Below are 14,641 nucleotides of genomic sequence, written 5' to 3'. Positions count from 1 at the left end.
CACCCCCGCGGGGGGTCGTCACACCGGGGGGGGGGGTCTGGGGGGGGGGGGGGGCCAAAAAAAAAATCCGCCGCGAAGCGGCGGCCTGGTTCGGACCCGCGGCCAACGACGGCGAAGGCGCCGGACAGGATGCGCTGCCGGGCAATCGGGTGGGTGGGCGGGAAAGATTCGCCGCGAAGCGGCGGTCTGGCCGCTCAGCCCGACACCGCCCGTTCCACCGCCGCCACCACCTCCCCCGGCGCCTCCAGCTGAGCCAGATGCCCCACCCCGTCCACCACACGGACCGAAGCCCTGCCCGCCAGTGACGCCGCGTTGGACGCGGGGATCACCCGGTCGTCGCCGCCCCACACCGCCACCACCCGCAGCGCCGCCGGCAACAGGTGCCGCACGTCGAGGGCCGGTGCGTCGTCCTCGTCGAGCAGCGTGGTCAGCAGCGTGCGCAGGGCGACGTCCACGCCGTCCAGGCGTTTGTACTTGAGCAGGTCGTCCACCAACTGCCGTGTGACGAGACCGTCGTCGGCGAACAGCTTTCCCAGGTGGGGGCGGAGCTCACGCCGCGTACCGGCCGCCGCGAAGCCCCGCAGGTAGGAGGCGTCCACCTGCGGCCCGTACCCGGCGGGTGCGATCAGCGTCAGCGAGCGCACCCGCTCCGGGACCCGCGCCGCGACCGCCGTCACGACCGCGCCGCCCAGCGAGTGCCCCACCAGATGCGCCCGCTCGATGCCGAGCGCGTCCAGGAAGCCCGCGACCACGTCCGTCAGCGCGTCCAGACCGCCCGCGCCGACGGCCTTGCCCGATTCCCCGTGACCGGGCAGGTCAAGCGCGTACACCGTGTGCCGCGCCGCGAGGGGCTCCTGTACGAAGAGCCAGGAGTTCTTGTCGCCGCCGTAGCCGTGGACGAGCACGATCTCCTCGGGGCCCGCGCCCGACGTCGCGTACGCGAGGGCCCTGCCGTCCACCTCCGCGAGACCGCCGACCGGGCTGCCCTCGTCCTCCGCGGGCACCCCGCGCGCCAGTTGCTCGCGTGCCTCGGCGGCCACCCGCTCGATCTCGCCCTCCGGGACCTCCGCGGGCGCGATGACCGCGATGACGCACCCGACGGGCGCCTCGCCGCCCGCCTCCGCGACGATCCGCCGCAGCACGCCGCCGGACGGCGCCTCCAGCGTCCCCGCGATCTTGTCGGTGTCGATCTCCGCCAGATCGTCGCCCTCCTCGACCTCGTCGCCCTCCCCGGCGATCCACTCGGTGATCTTCCCGGTCTTCATGGACAGGCCCCACTTGGGCATGGTGACCCGTTCGACGAGGGACATCCCCGGCGTCCCCTCCATCCTCACGGCTTCCAGTCCACGGCCGACTTGACCGCGGCGGCGACCCGCCCCGCATCCGGCATGTACAGGTCTTCGAGCGCCGGGCTGAACGGCACCGGCGTATGCGGGGGCGTCACCGTCCCGATGGGCGCGCGCAGCGCCCCGAACTCCTCGCGCGCGACGAGCGCCGCGATGTCGGCGGCCATCCCGCAGCGCGGCGACGCCTCGTCCACCACGACAAGGCGCCCGGTCCGCGCGACGCTCTCCAGGATCGTGTCGGCGTCCAACGGGCTCGTCGTGCGCGGGTCGATCACCTCGCAGTCCACCCCCGACGCGGCCAGGTCCGCCGCCGCGTCGGACGCCACGGACACCATCCGCCCCAGCGCCACCACCGTCACGTCCTCGCCCTCGCGCACGATGCCCGCCTCGCCGAAGGGGATCGTGTAGCTCTCGGCGGGGACCTCGCCGACCACGTCGTACAGCGCCTTGTGCTCGCAGAAGATCACCGGGTCGTCGTCCCTGATGGCCTGGATCATCAGCCCCTTCGCGTCGTACGGGGACGAGGGGAGGACCACCTTCAGTCCGGGCACGGCCGTGAACGCGGGGTACATCGCCTGGGAGTGCTGGGCCGCCGCCCGCAGTCCGGCCCCGTACATCGCACGGATGACGACGGGGGTGACGGCCTTGCCGCCGAACATGTAGCGGAACTTGGCCGCCTGGTTGAAGATCTGGTCGAAGCACACGCCCATGAAGTCGATGAACATGAGCTCGGCGACCGGCCGCAGGCCGCGTGTCGCCGCGCCGATCGCCGCGCCGATGAACGCCGACTCGGAGATGGGCGTGTCGAGGACCCGCCCGGGGAAGCGCGGGTGGAGCCCCTTCGTCACGCCCAACACCCCGCCCCAGGCGTCGGATTCGCCGGGTGCCCCCGCGCCGCCCGCGTTGTCCTCGCCCATGACGATGACGGAGGGGTCGCGCTCCATCTCCTGCGCCAGTGCTTCGTTCAGCGCCTCGCGATAGCTGATGCTGCGTGCCACGGTCGACTCCCCTCAGAGGAACAGGATGCAGAGGTACGAGATTCAGAGGTACGAGATGTAGACGTCGGTCTGCAGATCCGCGCCGGTCGGCAGGGGCGCCGCCTGCGCCTCCGCGACGGCCTCGTCGATCAGTCGGGCCACCTGCCCGTCGATCGCGTCGAGTTGGGCGTCCGTCAGAGTTCCCGCCACTTGCTGCCGGAAGCGCTTGACGCAGTCGAGTTCGGCGCGGGCGCGCCGCACCTCGTCCGTCCGGTACTTCTGCTGGTCGCCCTCGAAATGGCCGTAGTAGCGCGTGAGTCGGACCTCGATGAGGGTGGGCCCGCCTCCCGCGCGGGCCCGGTCGATCGCCGCGCCCGCCGCCTCGTGCACCGCGAAGAAGTCGAAACCGTCGACCGTGGCACCGGGCATGCCGAAGGCCGCAGCGCGGGCCGCGATGGAGCCGCCGCCCACCGACCACTCGGCCGAAGTGGCCTCCGCGTAGCCGTTGTTCTCGGCGACGAAGACCGCGGGCAGCTGCCAGACGGAGGCGAGGTTGAGGGATTCGAGGGTGGTGCCCTGGTTGCTGCCGCCGTCACCGAAGAAGGCCACGCCGACGCCGCCGTCCCCGCGTACCTTCGCGGCGAGCGCGGCACCGCAGATGAGGGGCGGCCCGCCGCCGACGATGCCGTTGGCGCCGAGCATGCCCTTGGAGAGGTCGGCGATGTGCATGGAGCCGCCCTTGCCGTGGCACGCCCCGGTCGTACGCCCGTAGATCTCGGCCATCATCGACTTCACGTCGACATGCTTGGCGATGCAGTGGCCGTGGCCCCGGTGGGTGGAGGCGATGACGTCGCGGTCGTCGTCGAGGTGCGCGCACACTCCGGTCGCGGACGCCTCCTCACCTGCGTACAGATGGACGAAACCGGGGATGTCACCGGTCGCGAACTCCTCGTGGAGCCGCTCCTCGAAGTCACGGATCGTACGCATGGTGCGGTACGCGTCGAGCAACGCGGGCCCGTCGAGGCCGTGTTCGTGCGGGGCCCGGGGTGTCCGGAGAGTGTCGGTCACGGGAGAACTCCTTTGCCGGTGCGGGTGCGGAGTTGCGTGCATGGGGTATGGCACTGCGACCTGGGCCCGACCGGCAACAGTTGCCCGGGGTTGCAAGCCACCACACGACGTACGCAACCGGAGAAGGAGAAGCAGACGAACGACAAGCAGAACAAGCAGAGCAACACACCTACAGGCGGCGGGACTTCAAAGTCGGGGACCTCAGAGTCGGGGACCTCAAAGTCGGGGACCTCAGAGTCGGAGACGCTGCTCTTCGGCGGCCCGCTGCGCTACGACACCGGCTGGGCCCAGCACGAAGAGGCCTTCCTCCAGCTGGGGTTCCGTTCCATGGTGAAGCGGCTCCCCGCGCTCCTAGCCGCCAGCTTCAGGCTCGCCCGGCAGGCCGACCGCCAGGCCACACGCATCGTCGTCGGCGCGGAAGTGGGCCGGGGGCTCGCGCAGGCGGTGAGCCTGCTCGCGGTCAACAGCGTGCTCGGCCGGCTGATGACGGACGCGCCCGTCGCCGACCGGCTGCGCGGCGCGGCGCCCGCCCTGGTGACCGTGGCGACCGTGCTGTTCGTCGCCGCGCTGCTGCGTGCCGCCTCGACGTACGCGACGGGACGCCTTGAGCCGAAGGTCGAACGGGTCGCCACCGAGCAGTACTTGGAGAAGGCGGCGTCGGTCGAGCTGTCGGCCATCGAGGACGACGCGTTCCACAAGCTGCTCGACACCGCGCAGTACGGCGCCTCTTCGGCCCGCCGCATGATCGGCATCGCGACGCGCGTGGTGAACGCGATGATCTCGCTGATCGCCGCGGCGGGCGTGCTGACCGTGCTGCACCCGGTGCTCCTTCCGCTCCTGGTGACGATGACCCTGCCCAGCGCGTGGAGCGCCCTGACGATCGCCCGGCGCCGCTATGTCTCCTTCCACGCCTGGGTGCAGCACGCCCGTGCGGGACGGCTGATCGGCAGCCTGCTGACGGAGGCGCGGGCCGCCCCGGAGATCCGGGTGCACGGCGTGGGGCCGTTCCTGCTGCGGCATTTCCGCTCCATGTCGGAGGCCGCGGAGGAGGAGCAGGCCCGCCTTGCCCGGCTCGCCGCGCGTACGGGCCTCATCGCGGCGGCGTGGACGGGCCTGGCCACGGTGGCGACGTACGCGACGCTCGGCGGTCTGCTGCTCGCGGGGGCGATGGCGCTGTCCGTCGCGGGCACGGCCGTGATCGCGATCCGTACCGGGGCGTCGAACCTGGACACGCTCGTCCTTGAGGTCAACTCGCTGCACGAGGACGCCCTGTTCGTGGGCGATCTGGACCGGCTCTTCGTGGAGGCGGCGCAGCGCGCGATCCCGGTCGGCGGCGCCGAACTGCCTCCCGATCCACGGGAGATACGGTTCGAGAACGTCACCTTCCGCTATCCGGGGACGTCGGGCAGGGACGCGCTCAGCGACGTCTCGCTCACCCTGCCCACCGGGAAGATCGTCGCCCTTGTGGGGGAGAACGGCTCGGGCAAGACCACCCTGGTGAAGCTCCTGGCGGGCCTGTACCCGCCGAAGGAGGGCCGGATCCTGTGGGACGACGTGGACGCGGCGACGGCGGACCGGCACCGGCTTGCCGAGCGCGTCGCGATGGTGGCGCAGGACTTCAAGCGGTGGCCGTTCACGGCCCGCGTGAACATCGCGATCGGCCGTGCGTCGGTGCCGCTGACCGACGAGCGGATCGGCGCGTCCGTCGCGGAGGCCGGCGCCGGTGACGTGGTGGCCGATCTGCCGCGCGGGCTCGACACCCTGCTCGCCCGCGCGTTCACCGGTGGGCACGAGCTCTCGGGAGGGCAGTGGCAGCGGCTCGGCATCGCGCGTGCGGCGTACCGGCGCGGCGGCATCCTGATCGTGGACGAGCCGACCGCGGCGCTCGACGCGCGGGCGGAACTGGAGGTCTTCGAGAAGATCAGGGCGCTGGCCGGGACGGGCCAGACCGTCATCCTCATCACCCACCGCCTGGCGTCGGTACGGCACGCGGATCTGGTCCATGTCCTGGACCAGGGGCGCCTGGTGGAATCGGGCACCCCGGACGAACTCCTGCGGACGGGCGGCGTCTACGCGGAGCTGTACGCGCTGCAGGCGGACCAGTTCACCCCCAACGAGCACGCCGATCGCTGAGCCTCACGCGGCGGCGGCCACCTCGGCAGCCTCGGTGTCGCGCACGATCACCAGGAAGGCGTCGGACGCGAGGTCCATGACGACCTCCGCCTGCTGCCCCTCCATGCGGCGGGCCCGCGCGAACTCCTCCGCGGGCCACGATCCGCGCGGCCCGCCGGCCGGAAAGCGTTCCAGTACCACTCGACTGTTCATCATCGTCTTCCTGCTCCCCCGTCGGCAGTCCAGCAAAGGACTCTCATCAACTCTCATGAACTCTCGTGAACTCTCATGGAGTAGAACGCACCAGGGGGCGGAAAGGGCTCGCAACGTGACGGACCTGACACCGAGTTGTGTCAGTCCCTCACTCCTCGTACTCGTCGTGGTACCGCACCGGGCCACTGCCTGCTGGGGCGCCGAGGGCGGTGAGGTCGAGGAGGCTGGAGTAGGAACCCACCCAGTCGGTGCCGCGGTCGTACGCCGAGTACGTGTGGAAGACACGCTCGCCGTCGCGCAGGAAGCAGCTGAGGCCCGGCGCTTCGACGGTCTTGCCGTCCTCGTCGACGGTGGCGTGGAAATCGTGGTTGAAGTCGTCGCCGTTCGACGAGTACCACGGCACCGTCCAGCCCATCCGCGCCTTGAACGGCAGGATCTTGGTGAACGGGGCGCGGGAGATGGCGACGAAGTTGGTGCCGCGGGCCCGCAGATGGGCGAGGTGCCCGATCTGGTCGAGGAACGCCGAGCAGCTGGGGCATCCCGCGTCCCACTCCGGGGCGAACATGAAGTGGTGGACGATGAGTTGGGCGTGACCGTCGAAGAGGTCGAACAGCGTCGCCTTGCCGTCGGGACCGGCGAACAGATACTCCTTCTCGATCTCCACCATGGGGAGCCTGCGCCGCTCGGCGTTGAGCGCGTCGCGCGCCCGGGTCGCCGCCTTCTCCTTGGCGAGCAGTTCCGCGCGCGCGGCGAGCCACTCCTCGCGCGTGACGATGTCGGGAAGTCCCATGGTCCCCAGTCCCTCCTGCGGATCCGCGCCTCGGATCCGTGCTTCTCCGAGGGGTGACCCGCGGGCTCACCGGAACTCATCGGTCGCGGCGAAGAAAGTTGGAGAATTTCTGTTACGCCTGGTCAGCGGCCCGGGAGTTCAGCCATGGGCTCAGAACGTCACCGGCAGCGCGAGCAGCCCGCGGGCCCGCATCGAGGGGCGCCGGCGCAGCTCGTCCTCCGGTACGCCGAGGGCGAGCCGGGGGAAGCGTTCGATGAGGGCGCCGAGCGCGGTGGCCGTCTCCAGGCGGGCCAGGGGTGCGCCGACGCAGTGGTGGATGCCGTGACCGAGGGCGAGGTGGCCCGTGGTGTCACGGGCGATGTCGAGGCGGTCGGCGGCGGGGAAGCGGCGCGGGTCGCGGTTGGCGGCGGACGGGGAGAGCAGCACGGTCTCGCCCGCCGGGACGGTGACCCCGCCGATGGTGACGTCCTGGAGCGGGAAGCGGCGGATGGCGAGCAGCGCGGGGCCGTCGTAGCGGCTGAACTCCTCTACAGCGGCCGGTAGTTGGGACGGGTCCTTGCGCAGGGCCGCGAGCTGGTCGGGGTGCCGGAGCAGCGCCAGGGTCGCGTTGCCGATGAGCTGGACGGTGTTCTCGTATCCGGCGAAGAGGATCAGGAACGCGAGCGACATCAGCTCGTCCTCGCTGAGGCGATCCCCCTGCTCGCTCTCGTCGCGTACGGCGATGAGGTCGGACAGCAGGTCGTCGGCGGGGTCCTCGCGCTTCTCGGCGAGCAGCCGGGTGAAGAAGCCGAGCATCGCGATGACGGCCTCCTTGGCGGCCCCCGGTCGCGCCGGATCGGGCGCGACCAGAGCGTCGGTCCAGGCCCGGAAGTCCGGCCGGTTGCCGTCCGGCACGCCGAGGAGGTCGCAGATGACGGTGATCGGGAGCGGGGCGGCGTAGGCGGCGACGAGGTCGGCGCGGCCCAACGGCTCGACGGCGTCGAGGAGTTCGTCGGCGGTGCGCCTGATCGGTGCGCGCAGGCTCTCCACCCGCCGGGAGGTGAAGGCCTTGGTGACCAGGCGGCGGATGCGGGTGTGGTCCGGCGGGTCCATGTTGAGCAGATTCGCGTCCAGGGCGGGCGGCAGCGCGAAACCCCGGTAACTCCCGGGCAGCGCATGGCTCTTGTCGAGCGAGAGGCGGGGGTCTGCGAGCGCCGCGCGCACGTCGTCGTACCGCGTGACCAGCCAGGCCGGGCTGCCGTCGGGTCCGGCGACGCGGTGCACGGGCGCGGTGTCACGCAGCCGCGCGTACACGGCGTACGGGTCGTCGACGAGGCCGTCGGCGGGATCGTCGAGGAGGCCGTCGGCAGGGTCGTCGACGAGGCCGTCGGCGGGGTCCGGGTGCGGGGCGTGTGACATGCCCTCCAGCCTAAGCAGCCGCCTGCCGCTGCCTCTTTCGGGCCCCGTCGTCAGCCCTCGTAGTCCTGGATCCGCTTGCCGTGGCTCCGGTCGATCAGGGCGGGCAGTTCGGCGTTCAACTCCCCGACGATCTCCGGCACATCGAGGGTCAGCAGCCGCCCGTCGCGCATCAGGACCCGCCCGTCGACGATCGTCGTGCGGACGTCCGCGGAGCGCGCGCTGTGGACGAGCGTGGCCGCGAGGTCGTGCACCGGCTGGGTGTGCGGTCCGGTGAGGTCGACGAGGATGATGTCGGCGCGGCGCCCCGGCGCGAGGCTGCCGATCTGCCCGCCGAGGCCGACGGCGTGCGCGCTCTGCAGCGTGGCGTGGTCCAGTGCCTGACGTGCCGTCAGCCAGGACGGGTCGCGTTCCGTGGACTTCTGGACGAGCGCGGTGAGCGCCATGGACTCCCACACGTCGAGGGAGTTGTTCGACGCGGCCCCGTCCGTGGCCAGGCCGACGGGGATGCCGATCTCGCGCAGGGCCCGTACGGGCGTGGTGTCCCAGCCGAACTTGAGGTAGCCGCGCGGCGCGGACGCGACGGCGACGCGTCCCGTGGCCTGCCGCAGCACGGGCAAATCGCGGTCCCGGATGCCGGTGCCGTGCGCGATGAGGACGTCCACGTCGAGGAGTCCCGCACGGTGCAGGACCTCGATGGGCGTGCGGCCGTGCCTGGCCAGGCTGTTGTCGGTCTGCTCGGCATTCTCCGCGGCGTGCAGATGGACCATCAGGCCGTGTTCACGGGCGAGTTCGGCGGTCGCGGCGAGGTCGGCGTCATCGACGGTGTACGGCGCGTGCGGGGCGAGCGAGGTGGTGATGCGCCCGTCGGCGGCGCCGCGCCGCCGCAGCGCGAACTCCAGGGAGGCGGCGCGGCCATCGGGCCCCTGCGAGGAGAAGAACGCCGCGCCCAGGTTGGCGCGCAGGCCGCTGTCCGCCACCGCCTCGGCGACGGCGTCCATCGCGAAGTAGTGGTCGGCGAAGCACGTCACCCCGCCCCGGATCATCTCGGCACAGGCGAGCCGCGCGCCGAGCGCGACGACACGCTCGGTCAGGTTGGACTCGATGGGCCAGATCCAGTCGTTGAACCACTCGTGCGCCGGCAGATCCTCGGCGAGGCCGCGCAGGGCCACCATCGGTGTGTGCGTATGGCAGTTGATCAGGCCGGGCAGGGCGGCCTGGCCACGGGCGTCGATCCGCTCGGCGGCGGCGAGGTCCGCCACGGCGCCGGTCGTGGTGACGCCGTCGATGCGGCCGTCGCGTACGACGATGGCGGCGTCGCGGCGGAAGCGGACCTCACCGGCGGCGTCACCGGTGTTGTGACCAGTGGTGTGACCAGTGGTGTGACCGGTGGCATCGTCGTGGACGAGGGCCGTGCAGCCCGTGATGACCAGGTCGGCGGGGCCGTGCGCGGGAGGCGGCGTCATCTCTTCAAGGTACGGGGAGTGCGCATCCCGTGCCCTGTCGCGTCGCCGGTTTCGCGGGCACGCTGACGTCAACCGACGATCCCACGCGAAAAGTTGGAGCCCGCCATGCTCCTAGGAACCTGGAACCTGGAGAACCTCTACCGGCCCGGCGGCAGGTTCGGGCCCAAGGACAAGGCCGCGTACGAGGCGAAACTCGCCTCGCTCGCGGAGACGATCAGGGCCCTGCGGCCCAGTGTCCTCGGCGTACAGGAGGTCGGCGACCCCGAGGCCCTGCGGGATCTGGCGGGGATGCTTGGCGAGCGCTGGAACGTGACGCTCTCCGAGCACGCGGACGACCGGGGCATCCGGGTCGGCTTCCTCAGCGACCTGCCGGTGTCCGTGGTCGCCGACGAGGACTGCTTCCCCGGGCCGATGCGCCCTGTGCAGGTCGACGACTCCGGCAGGACGGTGGCGCGGGCTGGGCGCGGGGTGCTCGCGGTGACGGTGTCGACGCGCGCCTTCTTCTTCGAGGCGGCCGTCTGCCATCTGAAGTCCAAGCTCCTGTCGTATCCCGGCGGCCGGTTCCAGCCCGAGGACGAGGGCGAGCGGGCCCGCTTCGGCGCGTACGCGCTGTACCGGCGCGCGGCGGAGGCGAACGTGGTGCGCTTCCTGGCCGACCGGATGCTGCACGGCGACGGCCGCGAGCACCAGGTCGTGGTGCTCGGCGACCTCAACGACGAGGTGAGCGCGGCGACGACGCAGATCCTGCTCGGCCCGCCGGGATCGGAGATCGGCACGCCGGGCTTCGACAAGCCGGACAAGGGCGACGCGCGGCGGCTGTGGAACGTGGCCCCGCTCATCCCGGCCGAACAGCGCTACTCCCGCATCCACGCCGGGCGCCGCGAGCTCATCGACCACGTCCTGGTGAGCAAGAGCCTGCTCGACCTGGTCACGACGGCGGGGACCGGCGTGCCGGGGTCCGCCGCGACCGCGCTCCCCTCGATCGGCGACGACGAGAACCCGGCGGCGCGCAGGGACGCGCCGGGCTCGGACCACGCGCCGGTCTGGATACGGATCGAGCGCTGAGGTCATCCGCTCCGATGCGGAGGTTACGCGGCGGGCCGAGGTCATCCGCCCGATGCGGCGGCTACCCGCCCCGATGCCGAGGCTACGCGGCGCCGGAAGTGGCCAACTCCTGGCGCCGCCAGGCCTCTTCGAGCCGCGCCGTGTCCTCGAGCACCGTGTCCTCGACCATCCGCCCCCAGCGGATCCTGACCCACTGGATGCCCTCGTTCTCGTACGAAGTGCCGTCCGCGAGGGTGGCATCGACGCGCAGCCGGACGACGACGGTGGTGTTCCAGGGCCAGCCCTTGACGACGACGTCGGTGAGGGTGAGGCGCATGCCGGGGAAGCGCCGTCCCGCCTGCTCGAACCAGTCGGCGAAGGCTTCGGGGCCGCGCAGTTCGGCGCCGAGGATGTTGTCGCCGATGAAGCGGAACCGCAGGTCGGGGGCGGCCATGGCGACGGCAGGGTGGTAGTTGCCGCTGCCGTCGCCGGTGACGCGCCACAGGGCTCGGACTTTGCTGCGGACGATGGCGTGGTACATCGGGACCTCCGCTGGATCACTCAGTTCACTCAGTGGCTTGCAAAAAGCAAGTGACTACCTGGTCCCCACCCTAAGCAGGTCCCTTGCAAACCACAAGCGAGTACCGTGGCCGCATGAAGGGTGAACGCTTCGCACGCATGCACTGCTCGGTGGCCCGCGCCGCGGCCGTCATGGCCGACCAGTGGACGGTGCTGATCCTGCGCGATCTGTTCCTGGGCCTGAACCGTTACGAGGACCTGCGCGCCGACCTGGGCATCGCGACGAACATCCTGGCGGACCGGCTCGAACACCTCACCGCGGAGGGCGTGGTGGAGCGCACCGCCTACCAGGAGCGCCCGGTGCGCCACGAGTACGTACTGACGGAGTCGGGCCGGGACCTGTACGGCGCCGTCCTCACCCTGCTGACCTGGGGCGACCGCCACCGCTCCGAAGGCAGCCCGCCCCTGATCCCGGTGCACGACGCCTGCGGCAGGCCGGCCGACCCACGCGTGACGTGCGGGCACTGCGGCGAGGAGCTGACTCCGGAGACGGTGACTCACACGCCGGGCCCCGGCGGACGGACGGCACCGGGGACGGCGCTGGTGCACACGGTCCTGGCCGAGGGCTGAGCCTCAGCCGCGCGGAAGCACCGTCGAGAGCACACCCGGCAGCGGATACCAGTCGGACGAGACGATGCTGGCGTGGCCCCGGGCGAGCAGCGCGACCCGCTCCCTGGCCTGCGCCTCGGTCGGATTGACGGCGTCGATGGCCGGGGCGACGTTGTGGGCGTCGGACATGACGACGAGATAGCGCCGATCGGCGTACCACCGCGTGTCGATGCCGCCGCCCGCGTACGCGGAAGCGTCCCCGTCGAACAGCACGAACCAGGGCCTGATCGCCGCGTCCGCGTACCGCCCGCGCGGATCGCCCGCCTCGGCGCCGAGCACGGCGGGGAACGCCGCGGCCTCGCCCAGGCGCCCCGCCGCAGCGAGGTCCCGCAGATGGGTGGCGTACTCACGGTCGGTCCACAGGGTGTCCGCAGGGTTGCCCTGCTCGACGGTGCCGGGGATGAGCTCGACGATGAACTTCCCCGCCAGCGCGCTCCGTTGGGGCCAGCCGTCGCTGCGTACGGCGTCGTCGAGGGTGGCGTGGCCGCCGACGAGCTCGCCGGGCCGGTAGACGGCGTCGCCGAGCTTGCTCTTGAGCAGGGCGTCGAGATCGGCGGGCCCGCGCCCGTTCCTCGCCTGGAAGCCGTCCTTCAGCTCGACCTTCACCAGGATCGGCCGGTGCCCCGGGTGGGCGTCGTGCCAGCTCTTCATGTCCGCGAGGCAGCCGGCGAGGCTCTGGTTGCGCGCCTTGGTGCGCAGTTCGGCCGGGCTCGCGGCGTTCTCGCAGTTGTTGTCGTTGCCGACCGGGTTGCTGTGCGAGACCCGCCAGCCGCTGCCGAACACATTGGTCCATACGTCGAGTTCGAGCATCCCCGCGCCTGAGTCGAGCGCGTCGGCGAAGTAGGGGTACTTCGCCTTCTCGTACGCGTTGTGGACGCCGACGCCGGTGGTGGAGGAGTACGGAGCGCCGGGCGCCGGATCACCGGCGGCGTGGGCGTTGCCGCCGGTGGCGCCGAACGCGAGGGCTCCCGCCGCCGCGACCGCCACCGCGAGCCCTGCCCCGCTCACCCGTGCCGTCATGCCCACCGTCCTCCGCCGCCGAAGCTCCGGTCAAGTCTTCGACAACGTAAGGGAGTTGAGTGTCCATTGGGAAGACGGCGGCTTACGGGACGCATCCGGGAGGGGAGAGATATTCAGCCGCGGTGCCGGCGGGCGCGGGCGGAAGGCGTCACCGTTCCGCTACTGTCTGCCACCGTAATCAATTGATCTACGCCCCCACAGAACTTCACCGAACCCCGTAGACCTCCTAGATCTCCGCAGAACTCCGCAGAACTCCGCAGAACTCCGCAGAAAGGGATCCCACCGCCATGCCGCTCACCCTCTCCCGTATCTCCCGCACCCGGATCGCGGTGACCGCCGCGGCGACCGCGGTCCTCGCGGTCGGCGCCCCGGCGGCGTACGCGTCGCTGGACGGATCCGACACGCGCGCCCGGACAGCGACGACGGCAAGCACGGCGACGGTGGCCCGCGGCGACGCCTACACCGAGACCCGGCTCTTCTTCGGCACGGAACGCCCCGACGGCGGCCCCGACGTGACCGACGAGCAGTTCATGGCGTTCATCGACGACGAGGTGACGCCGTCGTTCCCCGACGGTCTGACCGTGCAGGACGGCCGCGGCCAGTGGCGCGACTCGAACGGCAAGATCGAGCGGGAGCGTTCGTACGAGCTGATCCTGCTGTATCCGACGAGCGAGGCGCGCAAGCGTGACCCGCAGATCGAGGAGATCCGCTCGGACTACGAGAAGCAGTACGCGCAGGATTCGGTGGCCCGCCTCGACGACCGGGCCCGCGTGGACTTCTGACGGGGGCGGCCGCTCCGAGGGCGGTGCGTGTCAGGCCACGGTCGCGAGCACCACGCAGGCCGTCGGGGTGCCGACGAGGCGTTCCAGGGCGGCCGCCACCTTCTCCGAGCCGGCGGAGTGCCGTGCCAGGGCGGGGAGTTCGGCGGCCGCCAGGTCGATCGCAGCCTGGACTCTGCTCCCGATCAAACGGTAGGCCCGTTCTTGGAGAGAAAGGGATGTACGCGTTTCCCTGATGTGAGGCTTCGATGTGATGCTGGGTGTGATCACTGAGGAGAGAGACCAGCGTGGACGAGGGGGGCGGCCGACCCCAAGCTGCTCGCCGCTACCCGTTCCGCACCTCCCCGATCGACCCGCTCTGGATCACTATTCCGCCGTGCACATTCCCGCTGAGGTTGTTGTACACATCGCCGCGCCGCTCACCCTCAGAGCCGCTGGGCGTCAACTCATCAAGAAGCGAACGCAGTTCAGCGGCCGCCGCCGGATCAGCCCGCAGCGTGCGCCGCATCCGCCCGCGCCATTCGGCCAGCACATCCGCCTCGGCCTCGGCATCCGAGCTGTCCCGCGCGGCGGCCAGCTCGGCACGCGCCTCCTCCAGTTCCCCGGCGACGACGTCCTCTTCCCCCGCACGCCCCCGCGAGAAGAACCCGGCGACCCGGTCCCGCACCTGGCCCCAGCCGTCGGTCACCATCCCCTGCACGAGCGCCGTCGCCCCCGCCGCCGCCAACGCGGTCAACTCAGCGTCCACCAGGCCCCCTCGTCCCATCACGCGCGTCACCACGCGTCCCGATTCCGTGCTTCACGGTAACGCCCGCCACCGACAATTCGCTGGCGGACAAGGGACGACCGGCCTCAGGCTGGCGACCATGAACGGCACCGACAACCTCACCACCGCACCCCCGAGCCACCAGATCCGCGCCCTGCACACGGACACGACCGTCACCGTCTACCAGGCGTACGCACCCGCGCTCGGCGAGGCCGCGGCGCGCACCGGACGGTTCCCCGCCGCCTGGAAGCGGGACCGGATGACGTGGATCAAGCCGTCCTTCCTCTGGATGATGTACCGCTGCGGCTGGGCCACCAAGGAGGATCAGCAGACCGTCCTGGCCGTCGAGATCACCCGCGAGGGCTTCGAGTGGGCCCTGCGCCACGCCTGCCTCTCGCACTACGCGCACGGGGTGCACGCCGACGCCGCCGCCTGGAAGCGTGAACTGAAGCAGGCGCCCACCCGAGTCCAGTGGGA

16 protein-coding genes are annotated in these 14,641 nt (G+C 71.4%); 5 read left to right on the top strand and 11 right to left on the bottom strand.

What is annotated here, in order from left to right; translation table 11 throughout:
* Nucleotides 1-194 precede the first annotated feature (194 nt).
* The 3 genes from ACFWY6_RS35695 to ACFWY6_RS35685 are packed head-to-tail and all read right to left on the bottom strand — an operon-like array spanning nucleotide 195 to nucleotide 3,391.
* Nucleotides 195-1,310 (bottom strand): acetoin dehydrogenase dihydrolipoyllysine-residue acetyltransferase subunit, encoded by a 1,116-nt coding sequence (locus tag ACFWY6_RS35695; protein WP_384699581.1) that lies wholly within the window; start codon nucleotides 1,308-1,310, stop codon nucleotides 195-197.
* Between the two features lie 20 nt (nucleotides 1,311-1,330).
* Entirely contained in the window at nucleotides 1,331-2,344 is a 1,014-nt protein-coding gene (locus ACFWY6_RS35690; RefSeq protein ID WP_384699579.1) for an alpha-ketoacid dehydrogenase subunit beta, read from the bottom strand.
* 42 nt (nucleotides 2,345-2,386) lie between these two features.
* Nucleotides 2,387-3,391 (bottom strand): thiamine pyrophosphate-dependent dehydrogenase E1 component subunit alpha, encoded by a 1,005-nt coding sequence (locus ACFWY6_RS35685; protein WP_384699577.1) that lies wholly within the window; start codon nucleotides 3,389-3,391, stop codon nucleotides 2,387-2,389.
* 246 nt (nucleotides 3,392-3,637) lie between these two features.
* Between ACFWY6_RS35685 and ACFWY6_RS35680 the strand changes: the two genes are divergently transcribed.
* Nucleotides 3,638-5,524, top strand: coding sequence for an ABC transporter ATP-binding protein (locus ACFWY6_RS35680; RefSeq protein ID WP_384699583.1), 1,887 nt, complete (start codon nucleotides 3,638-3,640; stop codon nucleotides 5,522-5,524).
* A gap of 3 nt (nucleotides 5,525-5,527) precedes the next feature.
* Here the strand turns inward: ACFWY6_RS35680 and ACFWY6_RS35675 are convergent, their stop codons facing one another.
* The 4 genes from ACFWY6_RS35675 to ACFWY6_RS35660 form a co-directional block, all read right to left on the bottom strand.
* A complete protein-coding gene (locus ACFWY6_RS35675; RefSeq protein WP_384699575.1) occupies nucleotides 5,528-5,716 on the bottom strand; it encodes a hypothetical protein in 189 nt (62 codons plus the stop codon).
* Between the two features lie 148 nt (nucleotides 5,717-5,864).
* Entirely contained in the window at nucleotides 5,865-6,506 is a 642-nt protein-coding gene (locus ACFWY6_RS35670; RefSeq protein WP_384699573.1) for a DUF899 domain-containing protein, read from the bottom strand.
* A 150-nt stretch (nucleotides 6,507-6,656) separates the two neighbouring features.
* Nucleotides 6,657-7,904, bottom strand: a complete 1,248-nt coding sequence (locus tag ACFWY6_RS35665) for a cytochrome P450 (protein WP_384699571.1) — start codon at nucleotides 7,902-7,904, stop codon at nucleotides 6,657-6,659.
* 50 nt (nucleotides 7,905-7,954) lie between these two features.
* Nucleotides 7,955-9,367 carry an amidohydrolase gene (locus ACFWY6_RS35660; protein WP_384699569.1) on the bottom strand — a complete coding sequence of 471 codons (1,413 nt, stop codon included), beginning with the start codon at nucleotides 9,365-9,367 and terminating at the stop codon, nucleotides 7,955-7,957.
* Nucleotides 9,368-9,472: 105 nt separating this feature from the next.
* Between ACFWY6_RS35660 and ACFWY6_RS35655 the strand changes: the two genes are divergently transcribed.
* Entirely contained in the window at nucleotides 9,473-10,432 is a 960-nt protein-coding gene (locus ACFWY6_RS35655; protein ID WP_384699568.1) for an endonuclease/exonuclease/phosphatase family protein, read from the top strand.
* Nucleotides 10,433-10,514: 82 nt separating this feature from the next.
* Here the strand turns inward: ACFWY6_RS35655 and ACFWY6_RS35650 are convergent, their stop codons facing one another.
* A complete protein-coding gene (locus ACFWY6_RS35650) occupies nucleotides 10,515-10,952 on the bottom strand; it encodes a nuclear transport factor 2 family protein (protein ID WP_384699566.1) in 438 nt (145 codons plus the stop codon).
* A gap of 113 nt (nucleotides 10,953-11,065) precedes the next feature.
* On the opposite strand from ACFWY6_RS35650, the gene ACFWY6_RS35645 reads away from it, so the two are divergent.
* Nucleotides 11,066-11,560 carry a winged helix-turn-helix transcriptional regulator gene (locus ACFWY6_RS35645; protein ID WP_384699564.1) on the top strand — a complete coding sequence of 165 codons (495 nt, stop codon included), beginning with the start codon at nucleotides 11,066-11,068 and terminating at the stop codon, nucleotides 11,558-11,560.
* Nucleotides 11,561-11,563: 3 nt separating this feature from the next.
* On the opposite strand, the gene ACFWY6_RS35640 is transcribed toward ACFWY6_RS35645, so the two are convergent.
* Nucleotides 11,564-12,619, bottom strand: coding sequence for a phosphatidylinositol-specific phospholipase C domain-containing protein (locus tag ACFWY6_RS35640; protein ID WP_384699562.1), 1,056 nt, complete (start codon nucleotides 12,617-12,619; stop codon nucleotides 11,564-11,566).
* Nucleotides 12,620-12,906: 287 nt separating this feature from the next.
* Here ACFWY6_RS35640 and ACFWY6_RS35635 point away from each other — a divergent pair, with 287 nt between their 5' ends.
* The gene (locus tag ACFWY6_RS35635) at nucleotides 12,907-13,401 is read left to right on the top strand and encodes a DUF3574 domain-containing protein (protein ID WP_384699560.1); all 495 of its coding nucleotides are present in this window, start codon (nucleotides 12,907-12,909) and stop codon (nucleotides 13,399-13,401) included.
* A 30-nt stretch (nucleotides 13,402-13,431) separates the two neighbouring features.
* Here ACFWY6_RS35635 and ACFWY6_RS35630 read toward each other — a convergent pair whose 3' ends face one another.
* Nucleotides 13,432-13,587 carry a hypothetical protein gene (locus tag ACFWY6_RS35630; protein WP_384699558.1) on the bottom strand — a complete coding sequence of 52 codons (156 nt, stop codon included), beginning with the start codon at nucleotides 13,585-13,587 and terminating at the stop codon, nucleotides 13,432-13,434.
* Nucleotides 13,588-13,723: 136 nt separating this feature from the next.
* Complete coding sequence (locus tag ACFWY6_RS35625) at nucleotides 13,724-14,146, bottom strand: hypothetical protein (RefSeq protein ID WP_384699556.1); 423 nt, start codon at nucleotides 14,144-14,146, stop codon at nucleotides 13,724-13,726.
* A gap of 118 nt (nucleotides 14,147-14,264) precedes the next feature.
* Here ACFWY6_RS35625 and ACFWY6_RS35620 point away from each other — a divergent pair.
* The coding region (locus tag ACFWY6_RS35620; RefSeq protein ID WP_384699554.1) for a DUF4291 family protein at nucleotides 14,265-14,641 on the top strand (377 nt) is incomplete at its 3' end.

It is taken from the genome of Streptomyces sp. NPDC059037 (assembly GCF_042740015.1).
GTDB lineage: Bacteria > Actinomycetota > Actinomycetes > Streptomycetales > Streptomycetaceae > Streptomyces.
The sequence above is the reverse complement of the archived record's forward strand: the minus strand, read 5'-3'. Positions and strand labels throughout refer to the sequence as shown.

Coding starts and splice junctions, on each gene's coding strand:
- ACFWY6_RS35695 (WP_384699581.1), bottom strand. CDS start 1,310: ATGTCCCTCGTCGAACGGGTCACCATGCCCAAGTGGGGCCTGTCCATG.
- ACFWY6_RS35675 (WP_384699575.1), bottom strand. CDS start 5,716: ATGAACAGTCGAGTGGTACTGGAACGCTTTCCGGCCGGCGGGCCGCGC.
- ACFWY6_RS35670 (WP_384699573.1), bottom strand. CDS start 6,506: ATGGGACTTCCCGACATCGTCACGCGCGAGGAGTGGCTCGCCGCGCGC.
- ACFWY6_RS35665 (WP_384699571.1), bottom strand. CDS start 7,904: ATGTCACACGCCCCGCACCCGGACCCCGCCGACGGCCTCGTCGACGAC.
- ACFWY6_RS35660 (WP_384699569.1), bottom strand. CDS start 9,367: ATGACGCCGCCTCCCGCGCACGGCCCCGCCGACCTGGTCATCACGGGC.
- ACFWY6_RS35655 (WP_384699568.1), top strand. CDS start 9,473: ATGCTCCTAGGAACCTGGAACCTGGAGAACCTCTACCGGCCCGGCGGC.
- ACFWY6_RS35650 (WP_384699566.1), bottom strand. CDS start 10,952: ATGTACCACGCCATCGTCCGCAGCAAAGTCCGAGCCCTGTGGCGCGTC.
- ACFWY6_RS35645 (WP_384699564.1), top strand. CDS start 11,066: ATGAAGGGTGAACGCTTCGCACGCATGCACTGCTCGGTGGCCCGCGCC.
- ACFWY6_RS35640 (WP_384699562.1), bottom strand. CDS start 12,619: ATGACGGCACGGGTGAGCGGGGCAGGGCTCGCGGTGGCGGTCGCGGCG.
- ACFWY6_RS35635 (WP_384699560.1), top strand. CDS start 12,907: ATGCCGCTCACCCTCTCCCGTATCTCCCGCACCCGGATCGCGGTGACC.